The following is a 16,122-nucleotide window of genomic DNA, read 5'->3' as shown; positions in this document are numbered from 1 at the left end:
GCACCATGACCGGCCGGGGCGCCTGCAGGGGGCCCCGGCCGGTCATGGACGCCAGTCCTGTTCTAGCGGGCGCAAGACTGGACGAACTTGATGCGGTCGAACAGGGTGAGGTTCTGAGCCAAGGCCTGCTGCCGGCAGTCCTGCAGCTTCTCAACCCTGGCGGCGACGCCGCTCAGCCCGCCGATCGGATTCACGCCCACCGTCTCATCGGGCGCGGGCCCGTCGCCGGCCTTCGCCAGAGCGGCCCTGAGCTTCTCGACATCCGCCGGCGTGAGCTGCGGGCGGTCGATCGAAAGCGTGATCTTTCCGATCTTTCCGGTGAAGGCGAAGGGGGTCTGGTAGTCCTGGTCGTCGACCGGCGTTCCGGTGTCGGACCCGATGTCCTGGCTCTCGTCGAAGGCCAGTATGAGCGGGATGGTGTGCGGCATAGCCTGGGTGGCGACGACCTGGCCATCCACCTTGAGCGTGCCGGTTCCGCTGCGGCCGATGCCGCTGGGGCTGGCGAAGGCGAGCGTGCCCATGCCCAGCCCGTCATATTTGAAGTCGAACTCGAGCACGTGCTTGCCGGCCGTGAGCACGGCCGGACTCTGCCACTTCACCCGCTTCAGGTCGACGAGATTCCAGGTGAAGGTCGGCTTGCCCTTCAGGATGTAGAGGCCATAGCCCCCGAAGCGCCCGCCTTGGGTGATCAGCATGCCGTCGCCGCCGTCGGCCGGGACCTCGACCTCCGCCTTGAACGTATAGGAGGTGTTCAGGATGGAGGGGGCGTCGCCGTTCGGGATGCCCGTCAGCGGGGTGGTCCAGGTGAACTGGCTGCGGCCGGCGGTGAGGCTGGGCCGTGGCGTTACCATGCGAGTGGCGACGGTCGCATCGAGCGGCAGCACCTGATACGTCTTCGCCTCCTGCCAGAACAGGGCGTCCATCTCCTTGACTTTTTCGGGATATTTCGCGGCCACGTTCTCGGCCTGTGTCCAGTCGTTGCGCAGGTCATAGAGCTCCCACGGATATTTGGCGGGGTCGGCTCCGAGGCCGCCCTGGATCTGCCAGGGTGCGCGCATCACCTTGCTGCTGGCCATCCAGCCGTCATTGTAGATGGCATGGTCCCCCATCATCTCGAAATACTGGACCTTGTGGGTCGACGGTGCGTTCGCATTGGCCTTGTCGAAAGTGTAGGCCATGCTCACGCCGTCGATCGGGCTCTGCTTGATGCCGTCGACAACGTCCGGCTGGGCGACGCCGGCCGCCTCCAGGATCGTCGGTACGATATCGATGACGTGGTGGAACTGTTGGCGGATGCCGCCCTTGTCCGTGATCACCTTCGGCCAGGAGATCGCCATTCCCTGGCGGGTCCCGCCGAAATGCGAGGCGATCTGCTTGGTCCAGCTGAACGGCGTGCTGAAGGCCCAGCTCCATGGCACCGCCATGTGGTTGTAGGTTCGGTCCGAGCCCCAGACGTCGTAAAAGTATTTCAGCTGATCCTCGACCGAGACCTCGACGCCGTTGAACATCGCGACCTCGTTGGGCGTGCCGACCAGCGTGCCTTCGGCGCTCGAGCCGTTGTCGCCGCTGATGTAGATGATCAGCGTATTGTCCAGCTTGCCCATGTCCTCGACCGCCTGGATGACGCGGCCAATCTCGTGGTCCGTGTACATCAGATACGCTGCGTAGACCTCGACCTGACGCTTGAACATCTTCCTCTCGTCGTCCGAGAGGGCATCCCAGCGCTTAAGCAGGTCATCGGGCCAGGGGGTGAGCCTGGCGTTCTGCGGGATCGTGCCCAGCTTCTTCTGGTTGGCGAAGATCTGTTCGCGCAGTTCGTTCCAGCCCTTGTCGAATAGGTGCAGGTTCGTCGCCTTTTCGATCCATTCGGGCGTGGGATGATGCGGAGCATGGGTGCCGCCCGGCACGTAGTAGAGGAAGAAGGGCTGGTTCGGCGTGAGTGTGTTGACCTGATTCATGTAGCTGATGGCGTCATCGGCCATCGCCGTCGTGAGGTTCCACTTCGGATTGCCCAGGTAGGGATAGATATAGGTCGTGTTTCGGACCAGGGTTCCCGGCTGCCACTGGCTGGTGTCGCCGCCCATGAAACCGTAGAAATATTCGAAACCCATGCCGCTCGGCCACTGCTTGAAGGGACCGGTGGCAGAGGCTTCGAAGGCTGGCGTGTTGTGGTTCTTGCCGAACCAGGAGGTGCGGTAGCCGTTGTCGAGGAGGATACGGCCAATGGTCGCCTTGTCCTCGGTGATGATGCTGTTGTAGCCGGGGTAGCCCGTGGCCTGCTCGGAGACGACCCCGAAGCCCGCGGAGTGATGGTTGCGTCCGGTGATGAGAGCCGCGCGCGTGGGCGAGCACAGCGCCGTCGAATGAAAGTTGGTGTAGCGCAGGCCATCATTCGCGATCCGGTCCAATGCCGGCGTCGGAATGACACCGCCGAAGGTCGAAGGCGCTCCGTAGCCGACATCGTCCGTCATGATCAGCAGCACGTTCGGTGCGCCCTGGCGCGGCGCAATGCGCGCCGGCCAGAACGGCTTTGAATCCTGGGCGAGCTGGTTGATGACGCCCTCGAATTTCTGCGGGGGAGCCGGCAACTGCTTGCCGTCGATCACAATGGTCGCGTTTGGCGCGCCTGTGGCGCCGTCGGTGGTCTGGGCGCTAGCCGGCGCCGCCGCGAGGGCGAGAATGCCCAGTGCCGAAATCGAGGACAGGAGTCCTGCGAGCTTCATGGCTGCCTCCCTTAGACGAGAATGTGCGTGGCCGTCGGGCTTGCACCGGAATTTCGCGCCCAGTGTCAGTTCACTGTCTCGCGTTCTGAGCGCGGGCGTAATTTTCTCCGCCACATCGTCGACGAGGAGATCGCAGTTTGCCCCTTCCATCCGGATAGGGTGGGGCTCCGGCACTCGCCGGCTTACAAGCCTGGCGGCTCGGCAGCCCGCAAAAGCTGATAGGACTTGTCAGTTGGCGCCCAAATGGTCTCGACGCGCTATTGTACCTCAGGACAAGGCACCGCCAGAGCTGGGTCGGCGAACTGCCGGATGCAGATCGGATCAGGCTGCGTGACGGATCATGCCGACGAGCGAGGCTGTGGAGCGTCTCGACGACGAGATAATCCTGCGTCACCTGGCGCTGGAACGCGAGGCCGTGGGTGTGCTGTCGGGCCATGGGCTTCCATCCTTCGAAAGCCCGGCTCCCCGGTCAATTGCGCGCTGTCACGCTGTCCGCCTCAAGGGCGCACTCCAGTAGGCGATCTATCTATGCCAAAAGGCAACAGGATGAGAAACGGCTACGTTGGGTTAACCGTACGTTAATCGGCGCCTTTACTGCGGGTTTATTCTGAGCCAGAATTGAAGAATGCAAGATAGATCGGCTGCCCAGATCTCCATTGCGATCGTCGATGACCATCCGCTTCTGGCGGAGGGGATCTCGGCTGTGCTGTCCCGTCGCGACAATTATCTCGTGGTCGAGACGGGCGCGAGCGCGGCAGACATCGCTGAGATACTCAGCCGGCGCGCCTGCGACGTTCTGATCGTCGATCTGAATATGCCTGGCGACGTCTTTGGCGCGATCGCCGAGTTGCGCGAGATTGCGCCGGCCTGTCGGGTGGTGGTCTTCACCGCCTCGACCGAAACCGAGCATGCCGTGAAGGCGCTTGGCGCGGGCGCAGCGGGCTATGTGCTGAAGGGGAGCAGCGCCAGCGAGCTGCTCGATGCGGTCGAGGCCGCGCTACGTGGCGAGGTCTATATCACTCCTGCCTTTGCGGCGAAGGTGATCGGCGCTCTCAACAACAAAGCCGTCGAGAAGCAGGCTCTCCTCAGCGCGAAACTGAGCGTCCGCGAGGAGCAGATCGTCCGCCTCCTACTCTGCGGCAAGCAGAACCGCGAGATCGCGCGCAGCCTCGATCTCAGCGAGAAGACGGTCAAGAGCTACATGACCAATCTGATGGCCAAGCTCAGGGCCCGCAACCGGCTCGAGGTGGTCATCGCCGCACAGAAGCTGAGACCGGCCGACCTCGCCTCAACTGGTCGCTGACGCCGGCTCGGCCGCGGTCCCCGCCTGCTCATTCCACTTTCGTCGTCAGGGAGCGCCGGCGCACGGGCAGGAGCGCCCTGAGCAGAAGCCCGCCCTCGGGCTGCGGCGTGATGGCAAGGCTGCCGCGCAAGGCTTTCACGCGGGTTTCCAGCCCTTGCAGGCCGAGCCGCGGTCGCTGCTGCGAGGGTTGCGCCAGCGGAACCCCACGGCTCGGGCCGTCATCGGAGATGACGATCTCCAGCGTTTCGGCGGCGAAGCGGGTTGCGACGCGCTGGCCGCGGCCTTGCGCGTGCTTGTAGGCGTTCATCAGCGCCTCCTGCACGACACGGAAGGCGCAGAAGCGGATTGCCTCGGGCATCTGCTCCGGCAGTTCGGCAAGGTCGCGCGCGACGCCCGTGCCGGTCTGCTGTTCGTGCCGCTTGATCGCGGCCTCGATCGTGTCGGCTGGCGAGAAGTCCCGGATCTCGGGTAGCACCAATCCGGCCGAGAGATTGCGCAGTTCCGCCAGCGTCTGCTGGATCAGCCGCTCGAGTTGAGCGCGCAGCTCCGGCGGTTCGTCGGGGAGCCGCAGCATGAGCAGGCTCAGCATCTGGATCGGGCCGTCGTGCAGGTCTGCCCCGATACGGGCGAGATACACCTCGTTCGAGACGGCCGCGTCGAGCCTGGCGCGATCCGCTGCGCGGCGCAGCATGTTGTTGCGCTTGGCCAGCGCCGATGCGCGCGCGAGATTGGCTTCGAGCTGCGATTGCTGTGAGCTGATGATGCGGCTGGCGCGACGGATCGTCAGGTAGAGCAGGAAGCCGATGATGATCGCGACGTTGAGGATGAGGAACCAGGTCGCGTAGCGCAACTGCTGGATCTCGCGATCGAGCGAATGGCTTACTTCGTAGAATTCGCCAATGGCGAGGATCGTGCCTGTGCCCGGCTTGTAGATGGGGGCGTAGCTTTCCAGCAGCCGCTGAGCGGGCTGTTCGTCGCCATGGCTGTCGCTCTGGGTCAAGACGACGACCTGCCCGTTCATGAGCCGGGCGAGGAGCGGGGGCTGAAGCGGAACCTGTGTTCCCTCCCGGGCCTTGCCGGTGCTGTAGACCAGCTTTCCCGCCCGGTTCCAGATCTTGATCATCGTGACGCGCTGGCCGAGGCGGCTGTCCGTGACCAGCGCCTTGATTCTTCGCTTGCTGTCTTCCGACAGCGTATCGGCCTGCTCGAGGTCTAGGATATGCGGGGCGAGGAAGGCTTCGAGATAGTGGGCGCCGATCTCGGCCATGCCCTGCTCCCAGCCGCTGCGGATGCGGCGTTCGACCCAGTATCCCAGGGTCACCATCGACAGTCCGATGACGAGCGAAACAGCGATCGCAAAGCGTCGCTCCAGGCTCTGGGCAGCCCAATGCTGCTGCAGGGCGCCGAGAATGGACAAGAAGCTTAGCCGATATCTAGATCCGCCCGAGGGCGATGCAACGGTCCGGCCTCCGGCCTCTGATTCTTCTGCAGGTTTTTGAGTTTCCGGATTCGGCATCCGTGAGACGCTCTGTTGTTCAACAGAATAGTTGATTGAAGGTAGACGTTACCGTAGTTTCTCTATCGTGCAAGGCGAATAGGTGAACGATAGGGAGGTTATACGATATCTCTGTTCGGGCGCCTCTAGGTTAATGCTGCGGAGGTTTCGCACGCATCGCCGGTCGGGGTTCGGAGTGCGGCAGCCTTAGACAAGATGCTTCTGCGCAAAGAGCGCTGCCTCGACGCGGCTTCTCACGCCGAGTTTCGAGAAGACGTTGGAGATATGAAATTTGACGGTTTTGACCTGAACCCCTGTCGCCTCGGCAATTTCCTTGTTGGTCAGGCCCCGCCCCAGCAATCGTAGAGTGCGCTCCTCCTTGGGGGACAAAGCGGCGATCCGGGCTGCCGGCGTGTGGTCTCCCTGACGTCCCAGCATCGTGCTCACCAGCCGCGCTGCCATGCTTGCCGGCAGATAGGACTCTCCGTTCAGGACCGAATGCACCACGGAGACGAGCTGCGTCGCGGGTATGCCCTTCAGCGCATAGCCCGAGGCCCCGGCCTCCAGGGCGTGCAGAACGACATGTTCCTCCTCTGAAACCGTCAGCATCACGATCTTTACCTGTGGCCAGCAGGCATGGATTTCGCTGGCTGCGGCTATCCCTCCGCCCGGCATGGAAATATCGATCAAGGCCAGGTCGGGCCGCAGGGTTTCAGCGAGTTTGACGGCGTCGCTGGCGGAGGCGCCTTGTCCGACGACTTCGAGGTTCGGGCTCGTCGACAGGATCTGGACCACGCCAGCCCGGAAGATCGCGTGATCATCGACGACGATGATGGAGCGCCGTTCATCCAAGGAGCAGTCCTCCACTGAGGTCGAGGGTCATCTGGATCCGGGTTCCCGCATCGCGCTCCGCCTCCACCGTCAAACTGCCACCGAGACTTTCCACGCGCTCGCGCAGGCCGTACAGGCCCATCCCGCCTTTCGTTGCCCAGTCCGACGACGCAATCTGGTTCGAGCCGCGGTCGAGCACCCAGACACGCAGGGCGAAGCCGTCGATGAGGTTGCCGACTTCCTGGCCGATGCCGCCACCATGGCGGTACGCGTTGTTCAGTCCTTCCTGGACGAACCGGAACACGCAGATCTTGACGGCATCGGAAACGGGAGCCCGGACTTCCGCCGTCGCCAGGGCGACCTGCGAGGACGTGCGCACCTCATGCGCCCGCACCGCCCGCGAAATCACTTCATGAAGGGGCAGTTCGGCGATCTCTGGCAGGAGGAGGCCCTTGGCGATGCTTCTGATCTCCCGCATCGCTTCGTCGAGCGCGGATTGCATCGGCTGGAGCAGCTTTTCGGTCGCCGCTGGACCGGTGGATTTGCGGATCTCGTCGATCTTGAGGATCGAAAAGCCGATCAGCTGGGCCGGCCCGTCGTGAAGGTCTGCTCCGAGCGTGCGGATGAATTGCTCGTTCAGCTCCGTCACACGCGCCGAGGCGCGTTGGGACCGCTCCTTCAGTAGGCGGTTGTGGCGGGAGACCTCTTCCATCTCGAAGACCCTTCGCGCCAGCGCTGCGCGCTGGGTCTCGATCGTCTTGCTGCCGCGGTGAACGATGCCGAAAAGACCTGCCATGATCGCCAGCGTGACCATCGCGACGACTGCCCAGCTGCTCGTCCTCAGGCTCGCCAGGTCGCTGTGCAGATGCTCGGTCTGCTCGTGTATCTCGGCGACCGCGATGATCTGGCCCGATGCGTGCTGTCGGATAGGGCTGTAGATTTCGAGATAGCGGGTCCCGATGCCGCGGATCACATGCTCGGCCGCCGAGAGGTCGGTGAAGGCGGCCGCGACTTCGCCACCCAGCGCGCGCTTCAGTCCTTCGGGCTGCTTGAACCGTTGCCCGATGATCTGCGCGGTGTTCGAATAGGCGACGACCCCGTCCGGTGTCCAAATTTCCAGATAGGGAAAGCGGCGCTTGAACTGTTCGTCGGACAGGAGCGCGTCAAGCTTCGCAACGGCGGCGCCGGAGAGCTTCTTCGAAACCGACAGTTCCTGCGCGGCCGGGCCGACGAGGCTTTCCATGAAGAGGGCGGTCGAAGCCGCCTTGTGTCTGATCGCGCCGCCCGTCACCAGTTCCGTGATCAGATAGCCCGCCACCAGCATCGCTATGAGCATAAGAAGGCCGCCGGCAGCCAGGAACTGCGCCGAGAGGCTGCCGGGAAGCCATGCCCCGGTCGTCGCTGCGGGCTTTTGCGCAGCCTTCCCGAAGGAAATGCCGGCGGCGTTCCTGCCGTCTTGTTCGTCAATCGACATTGTTACTCGTGTGGCCGCTGGGTCGGCCGCTCGGATCGATATCATCGCCGCCAAGGTAGCACATTATATTCTGATAATTCTTGCGCATGACTAAAGTATCGCGCGGGTAGGAAGCTGGACCAAGGTCTAGTTTCGCTGCTGGTCTTGAGGGCAGAGACAGCAGGTCCAGAAGTCGATTCCTGCCGCGTACTAAAGTCTTCGAAAACCGTGCGACTTTCCGCTCTTTCGCGGCAGATGAGACAACGCGATCATGCGAGTTAACGAAACGTTAATTCGCGCTTTGTCGGGTTGATCCTCAGATCATGGGTGCCGCTTCCTTTTGGTGAGGCGCCCGAAATGCTCGGCGGACCGTGGGGCACGGAACCAGGAAGCGCTGGCGCGCTGAGCGAGGACGCCATGAAACTCGACACGCAGGATCTCGAATTCATCCTGAAGCAGATCAAGATCGCCGAGGCGCATACCGCCGCAATCAACGCCGGCGTCGATCCGCGCGTCGCGCTGGAGCAACTCGTCTCGAACCCGCTGCTTCCCTATGGCCTACGCACGGTCGATGGGTCCTTCAACAACTTCCAGCCGAACATGACGCATTTCGGCTCGTCGGATCAGGTGATGGTCCGGCTGCTGACGCCGAACTACGCGCCTGCGGAAATCAATCCGCGCACCGGAGCGCCGACGAGCTATGCGGACCCGACAGGCTCGGTCTACGACAGCCAGCCCCGCCTGATCTCCAATATCGTCGCCGACCAGTCGTTGAACAATCCGGCGGCACTTGCGGCAGCGCTGTCGTCCGTCGGCATCACCGGCGCTGGCGCCCTCGCGATCGTCGGCCAAGTCATGCAACTGCAGGCTGTCGCTCGTGCAGCGCAGGCGGCTGTTGCCGGCGCCGCAGCAGCGGCTGGCACCGCGGTTGCTGCCGCTGAGGCCGTCGTCGCGAATGCGCAGGTCGCCCGGAATGCAGCGCAGGCTGCGGTCGATACCGTCACGGCGCAGCAGGCCAGCGCCGCGAGCGCCGCCAGCGCCGCCGCCGCGGCCCTGGCCTCGGCCATTGCGGCGCGGAACGCGCACGCGCCCGTCCTTGCCGCTGCGCAGCAGGTTGCGGCCACTTCGCTGGTCGCCAGCCAGACCGCGGCGGCTGCAGCCGCCGACGCCGAGATTGCCAAGAACACGGCGTTTGCCGAGCTCGGCCTGGCGCAGGCAGCGGAATCCGCTGCGCTCAGCGCATTCCAGGCCAACCCGACCCCCGCCAATGCCGCAGCGTTTGCGGCGGCGGCAGACGTGCGGGAAGACGCGCAAATCGCGCATGCCCTGGCTGTCGAGGGCCACGAGGACGCGATGGCCGCCCTCAACTCAGCCCAGGCGCAGCATGCGGCTAACGTCGCGACGCTGCAGACCGCGGTTTCACAGCAGCAGGCGTTGTCCGACGGGGTGGGGGCGGCGCAGGCAGAAGCCGATGAGGCTGCGGGCGATCTCGCTGCTGCCAACGCGACCCTTACTGCCGCGAACGGCGATCTCGCGCAGGCGACCGAAGCGCTGGCGGATGCGGTGGCGGCTCGCGACGCGATCCCGACGGGCGCTGCCGCGACGGCGGCTGCCGCTGCTGCTGCGGCGGCTGCGGAACAGGCGGTGCTCGACGAAGTCACCTCGCATGGCGTGACGATGGATGGCGACAACGTCTTCATCAAGAACATCGCGGCCGATCTCGGCGACACCGCCTCCTTCAACGGCTTCATGACGATTTTCGGCCAGTTCTTCGATCACGGCCTCGACCTCACCTCGAAGGGCGGAAGCGGAAACGTCATCATCCCGCTGCAGCCGGACGATCCGCTCTATGTCCCGGGAAGCGCGACCAACTTCATGGTGCTGACCCGCGCCACCAACGATCCGGGGCCGGATGGACAGCTCGGCACGGCCGACGACATTCGCGACCACCGCAACGAGACGACGCCGTGGATCGACCTCAATCAGGTCTACACCTCCAACCCGTCGCACCAGGTGTTCCTGCGCGAATATGTCATGGTCAACGGCAAGCCGATGGCGACCGGCGAGATGCTGGCGAGCGCGACCGGCGGACCGCCGACCTGGGCCGACATCAAGGCTCAGGCCCGGAACATGCTCGGCATCGAGCTGAAAGACCTCAACGTTCACAGCGTGCCGCTGCTCGTGACGGACCTCTACGGCGAGTTCGTTCGCGGCGCGAACGGCTTGCCGCTGATGGTCACTGCGTCCGGCCCCGTCGAAGGCAACCTCCAGCAACCGCTGGATGGGCTGACCAGCCTGGGCGCGGGCCGCGCATTCCTCAACGACATCGCCCACAATGCCGTGCCGAGCGCGCCGATCGATCACGACCGCAATCCCGCAACCGCGCCGGTCGAGGTGTTGCCCGACGCCGATGGCGTCGCCGGAAATCCGATCGTTCCCAACGTGTTCGGCTTCAATCTTACTTATGATGATGAGCTGCTGAACGCCCATTTCGTCGTCGGAGACGGTCGTGGCAACGAGAACATCGCGCTGACGGCGACGCATACGGTCTTTCACAGCGAGCACAACCGGCAGATCAACGCGATCAAGGAGACGCTGCTGGCCGAAGGCGATCTCGCGCTGATCAACGAATGGCTGCTGGTCGACGTCACGACGTTCCCGACCGACGCAAGCGCGCTCGTCTGGGATGGCGAGCGTCTCTTCCAGGCGGCGCGCTTCTCGACCGAGATGGTCTACCAGCACCTCGTCTTCGAGGAGTTCGTGCGTGCCGTTGCGCCGCAGATCGACGCTTTCGTCTTCTCGCACTCCGTCGAGGTCGACAGCCGGATCTTCGAGGAGTTTGCGCAGGTCGTCTACCGCTTCGGCCACTCGATGCTGAACGAGAACGTCGAGATGCTCGGGCTCAACGCCCAGGGGGCGGCGGCCCCGTCGGAGCTTGGCCTGATCCAGGCGTTCCTCAACCCTCTCGCCTTCGACAATGCGGGCGTCGACGCCCACGCTGCCTCGGGCGCAATCCTGCGGGGTATGTCCCAGCAGGCCGGCAACGAGATCGACGAGTTCCTGACCAGCGCTCTGCGCAACAATCTCGTCGGCCTGCCGCTCGACCTTGCCGCAGTGAACATGACCCGCGCCCGGGAAACCGGCATCCCCTCGCTCAACGAGGCGCGGCGCCAGATCTTCGAACAGACCAACGACAGCTATCTCAAGCCCTATGCGAGCTGGGCTGATTTCGCCCAGCACATCAAGAACCCGCTCTCGATCGTCAATTTCATCGCGGCCTACGGCACCCACGAGACGATCACCGGTGCGACGACAGCCGAGGCGAAGCGCGATGCCGCCTGGGACCTGGTCTTCGGCGTTTCCGGCGAGACATCCGGGGAACGGCAGGCCCGCCTTGACTACCTCAACGCCACCGGCAGCTGGGCAACCCGCGAAACAGGTCTCAACAAGGTCGACTTCTGGATCGGCGGCCTCGCCGAACAATTGATGCCCTTCGGCGGCATGCTCGGCTCGACCTTTACTTTTGTCTTCGAACTCCAGATCCAGAACCTGCAGAACGGCGACCGGTTCTACTATCTCAGCCGCACGCAGGGCCTGAACCTGCTCAATCAGCTGGAGGCCGACAGCTTTGCGGATCTAATCCGCCGCAATACGGACACCGAGGACAGCGGCCTGCATATCAACGGCGCCGCGTTCCAGACGGCCGACTACATCATCACCATGGATCAGTCCAAGCAGTGGAACCATGGCATCGGCAATGCGGATCCGACACGCGAGGCAGACGTCATCTCCGCCGTCACCGGCACGGAATCCCTGGTCGTCCGCGGCACGAACTATCTGCGCTTCACGGGTGATCAGCATGTCGTGCTCGGCGGCACGAATGCCGGCGAAACCCTGATCGGCGGCACGGGCGACGACACCATCTGGGGCGAGGGCGGCGATGACCGCATCGAGGGCGGCTTCGGCGTCGACCACCTGCACGGCGGCGACGGCGACGACATCATCACCGACAGCGGCACCGATATCGGCGCCAGCGATGTGATCAAGGGCGAGGGCGGCGACGACGTCATCAACGGCGGCATGGGCCTCGACCTGATCTTCGGTGGCGACGGCAATGACGTGCTGACCGGCGGCGAGGATCAGAAGACCCTGTCCGGAGGCCAGGGCAACGACTTCATCCGGGCGCCGACGGGCGGCGGCGGCGCGATCCTCGGCAACGAGGGCGACGACTGGATGGAGGCTCAGGGCAACATGACGACCCTGACCGGCGACAATTCCCAGCTGTTCTTCAACTCGCGCATCATCGGCCACGACGTGATGATCGCCGGCGAGAACGACACCGATTTCGACGCGGAATCCGGCGACGACATCATGGTGCAGGGCATCGGCGTCAACCGCTCGAACGGCATGGCCGGCTTCGACTGGACGACGTTCAAGAACAATAACTACGACGCTGATGCGAACATGAACATCAGCATCTTCGTCAACCAGCAGAACAACATCCTGCGCGACCGCTACGATCTGGTCGAGGGGCTTTCGGGCTGGGACCGCAACGACAAGCTGACCGGGCGCGACGTGGTGATCGGCGGGTACGACCCCAATGGCAACGCCACGCAGGTCGATCCTGACGCGCCGATCGAAAGCTTCTCGAACGCCTTGCTCGAGAAGAATGTCGACCGGATCGAGGGGCTGCGCGAGCTCGTCGCCCACCTCCAGCGCTTCACAATCTACAATCCGCACAATCTGGGCGCGGACGGCAACCCGATCGATCCCGCAGGGGCGAGGGAGATCGCCGTCATGGATACGTCCGATGGTTCGGACATCATCCTCGGCGGCGGCGGTTCGGACACGATTCGCGGCATGGGCGGCAACGACATCATCGACGGCGACAAGTGGCTGAATGTCCGCATCCTGGTCTCGCCCGATGAAACGCGCGGCCAGAGCTGGTCCGCCTTCAGCATCGACTCGATCGCGCAGATCCAGACCCGCCTGTTCTCCGGCGAGATCAAGCCGCGACAGCTGCAGGTCATCCGCGAGATCCTCGACGGCGGCAGGGAAGGCGACGTCGATACCGCGGTCTACTACGACAATTTCGAGAACTACGAGGTCACCTATAACGCCGACGGCAGCGTCACGGTCGCCCACGTCAATCCGACAGTGGGCGTGATCGATGCCGCGACCGGCCGCAATCTCGAATCCGAGGGCACCGACCGGCTGTTCAACATCGAACGCATCCAGTTCGCTGACCGCGTGCTCGATCTTCGCGGTCTGACGGTAGACCTCCACGCCTATGACAGCGCGAACTACCGCGACACCTTCGGTTCCGCGAACTATGCGAACTCGAACGGAACGGCGACATGGGCGACGGCCTGGACCGAGACCGGAGACCGCGCGACGAACGCCGCGACCACCGGCGAGATCCGGATCAGCGGAGGCCAGCTTGAATTCCGGCAGGATACGGGCCAGGGCTCGACGACGCCGGGGGCTTCCATCACCCGAACGGTCGATCTGTCCATGGTCGGTGCGGGCACCGCGACGCTGAGCTTCAGCTACGACGAAAGCGGCCTCGACAACGGCGAGAACCTGCTGGTGCAGTTCTCAGCCGATGGCACCAACTTCACCACGGTACAAACGATCGACGGCGCCTCCGGCGGCGGCACGGCCAACCTGATCTTGACCGGCCCGTTCTCGGCCAGTTCGGCGGTCCGTTTCGTCTTCAGCGGGGTAAACAACAACAACGAGTCCGTCCTGATCGACAATGTGAACGTGCTGTACACCACGCCGTCCAATGACGGATCGACGGCCTGGACCGGTACGTTCACCGAAAACCAGGCCGCGGTTGGCATTTCCAGCCTCTCCGGCATTTCCGGAAGCAACACGATCGCGTCGGCCCGCGTCGTCCTGAAGAACATGGCCGCCGGCGACACGCTTTCGGCGACGACCGCCAACGGCCGCCCCGCCGCCATCGCCGTGGCGCAGACGGTCGTCAACGGCGAGATCGTCCTCCTGCTGACCGGCCAGGCGAGTGCTGCGGACTATCAGCGGGCGCTCGACGCCGTCCGTTTCTCCAGCAGCTCCGACAATCCGGGCACCACGCCGCGGACAATCGAAGTCACGGTCAATGACGGCATCCGCGACAGCCAGGCGGCGACGGCGACGATCAATGTCGTCGCGGTGGACGACCCGATGATCGCCAACAACGACCGCATCGTGACGAGCTGGACCAACGGCAACCCGTTCACGATCCCGAACTGGGCGCTGCTGGCCAATGACGTCGATCCCGACAGCCCGATGGCGATCGCGGCGATCACGGCGACCAACAGCCTGACCGCTACACTCGGCACAAACGGCGTGACGATCACCGATACCGGCAACGGCAATGGTAACAACGGCGGGTCCTTCACCTACCGCGGCACCGGCACCGATACGGCCAGCGTTACGGTCGTGCGTGACGACAACACCATCAACGGCGGCGATGGAAACGATATCCTCGTCGGCGACAACGCGGCCAACACGCTCAACGGTGGTGCCGGCAACGACATCATCTTCGCCGGCGGCGGCAACGATACGATCAACCAGACCAGCAATCAGGGCCGCGACATCATCGATGGCGGCGCCGGCACCGATACCTATGTGCTGACCGGCGTCCAGGGCGCGGAGCTGTTCCGCATCTATGCCGTCACCGCCGGTCAGAATTCCGGTCTCGCGGCAACACTGAACACCACATTCCTCGCCTCGACGGAGATCGTCATCACCCGGACCGTCAACGGCGTCGAAAGCGTCGTCGCGGAACTCGATGACATCGAGGAGATCTCCGTCGGCTCGCTGAACGTGACCGCCAACAACGGCAACGGCGGGCCGGATGCCGGCAGCAGCGGAGCCGACACGATCCAGGTCATCGGCAATTTCGACAGCACGAGCCTGAATTACTCGACGATCACCATCGAGGGCTCGGCCGGGGACGATGTCGTCGACATTTCCAGCCTCACCTCGGCCCACCGGATCGTCTTCCGCAGCAATGGCGGACGGGACACCATCGTCGGCACAATGCGCCCTCAGGATGTCGTCGAGCTGCCGGAAGGCTCGAGCATCGACGACTACGACGTCATCGATAACGGCGACGGCACCATCACCCTGGAAGGGCCGAACCACGCGGTGACCTTCTCCAGCGACGGCGTTCAGCATGTTCGCATCGCCGGCGACGACGATGATGATGACGACGACGATCACGAGGACGATGACGATACGCCCGACGGTGGCGGGGACGATGACGACGATCCGTCCTGTGGCTGCGACGACGATGACGATGGTCCGGGCACGCCGGCGCCCAATCCCACGACCGGCGGCGCGTTGCGCACCGGCACGGCGGCGGCGGATGTCCTGATCGGCACGGCGGGCGCCGACAACATCGTCGGCCTCGCCGGCGACGACACCCTGATCGGCAATGCCGGCGCCGATGCGATCTCGGCCGGAGACGGGGCGGACTTCATCGATGCCGGAGACGGCCGCGACGTGGTCTTTGCCGGGGCAGGCGACGACCAGGTCTTCGGCGGCGGAGGAGCCGACATGCTCTACGGCGAGGCCGGCAACGACCGGATCTTCGGCGGGGCAGGCGACGATCTGATCGATGCCGGTGCCGGCAACGACACGGTGGTTGCGGGCGATGGGGACGATCTCATCGTCGGCGCGGCCGGCGACGGTGACGACACCTATTTCGGCGACAACACCGACGGCGGCAGCGGCATCGACACGCTCGATCTCTCGGCGATCACGGCGAACCTCACCGTCGATCTCGGCAATGGCCTCAACGGACGCGGCAGCGCGGTCAGCAGCCAGAGCGGCACCGACACGCTGTGGAGCATAGAGAACGTCGCGACCGGCTCGGGCAACGACACGATCACCGCCAGCGAAGCGGTGAACGTGATGGAGGGCGGCACCGGCAACGACACCTTCCGCTTCCTCAGCACGACGGGCGCGGATGGCGACACCATCCTCGACTTCCAGCCCGGTGATCGTCTCGACCTCAGCGCGATCGACGCGGATGCGAGCCAGGCCGGCAACCAGAGCTTCACTCTGGTCAATGGCGCAAGCTTCACCGCCTCGGGCCAGCTCACGGTCACCTACGAGACCCGGGCGGATGGCCAGTACACCATCGTCAAGGGCAACGTCGATGCGGCGACCGATGCCGAGTTCCAGATCAACCTGAAGGGCAGTCACAACCTGACCGCCAACAGCTTCATCGTCTGATCGAACCGGCGGCGGGCGGGCGGACCGGGGGGCCGCCCGCCCGATCCTTCTCTTTCACTCATTGTTCTCG

At 64.3% G+C, this 16,122-nt stretch carries 6 protein-coding genes; 2 read left to right on the top strand and 4 right to left on the bottom strand.

Translation table 11 applies throughout. The features are described 5' to 3' along the window. Positions 1-62: 62 nt before the first annotated feature. Positions 63-2,723 (bottom strand): arylsulfatase, encoded by a 2,661-nt coding sequence (locus AB4Z10_RS10485; protein ID WP_441470338.1) that lies wholly within the window; start codon positions 2,721-2,723, stop codon positions 63-65. Between the two features lie 625 nt (positions 2,724-3,348). On the opposite strand from AB4Z10_RS10485, the gene AB4Z10_RS10480 reads away from it, so the two are divergent. After that, positions 3,349-4,026: a response regulator gene (locus tag AB4Z10_RS10480; protein WP_441470337.1), complete on the top strand. Its 678-nt coding sequence runs from the start codon at positions 3,349-3,351 to the stop codon at positions 4,024-4,026. 28 nt (positions 4,027-4,054) lie between these two features. Here AB4Z10_RS10480 and AB4Z10_RS10475 read toward each other — a convergent pair whose 3' ends face one another. The 3 genes from AB4Z10_RS10475 to AB4Z10_RS10465 form a co-directional block, all read right to left on the bottom strand. After that, complete coding sequence (locus AB4Z10_RS10475) at positions 4,055-5,443, bottom strand: sensor histidine kinase (RefSeq protein ID WP_441470336.1); 1,389 nt, start codon at positions 5,441-5,443, stop codon at positions 4,055-4,057. 285 nt (positions 5,444-5,728) lie between these two features. After that, complete coding sequence (locus AB4Z10_RS10470; protein WP_441470335.1) at positions 5,729-6,373, bottom strand: response regulator; 645 nt, start codon at positions 6,371-6,373, stop codon at positions 5,729-5,731. Beyond that, positions 6,366-7,880 carry a sensor histidine kinase gene (locus AB4Z10_RS10465; RefSeq protein WP_441470334.1) on the bottom strand — a complete coding sequence of 505 codons (1,515 nt, stop codon included), beginning with the start codon at positions 7,878-7,880 and terminating at the stop codon, positions 6,366-6,368. The genes AB4Z10_RS10470 and AB4Z10_RS10465 overlap by 8 nt, the downstream gene beginning before the upstream one ends. Positions 7,881-8,222: 342 nt before the next feature. Between AB4Z10_RS10465 and AB4Z10_RS10460 the strand changes: the two genes are divergently transcribed. After that, complete coding sequence (locus AB4Z10_RS10460) at positions 8,223-16,052, top strand: peroxidase family protein (RefSeq protein ID WP_441470333.1); 7,830 nt, start codon at positions 8,223-8,225, stop codon at positions 16,050-16,052. The last annotated feature ends 70 nt before the right edge of the window (positions 16,053-16,122 follow it).

It is taken from the genome of Allobosea sp. RAF48 (assembly GCF_052114025.1).
Lineage (GTDB): Bacteria > Pseudomonadota > Alphaproteobacteria > Rhizobiales > Beijerinckiaceae > Allobosea.
This window is presented reverse-complemented; position numbering and strand designations above follow the sequence as displayed.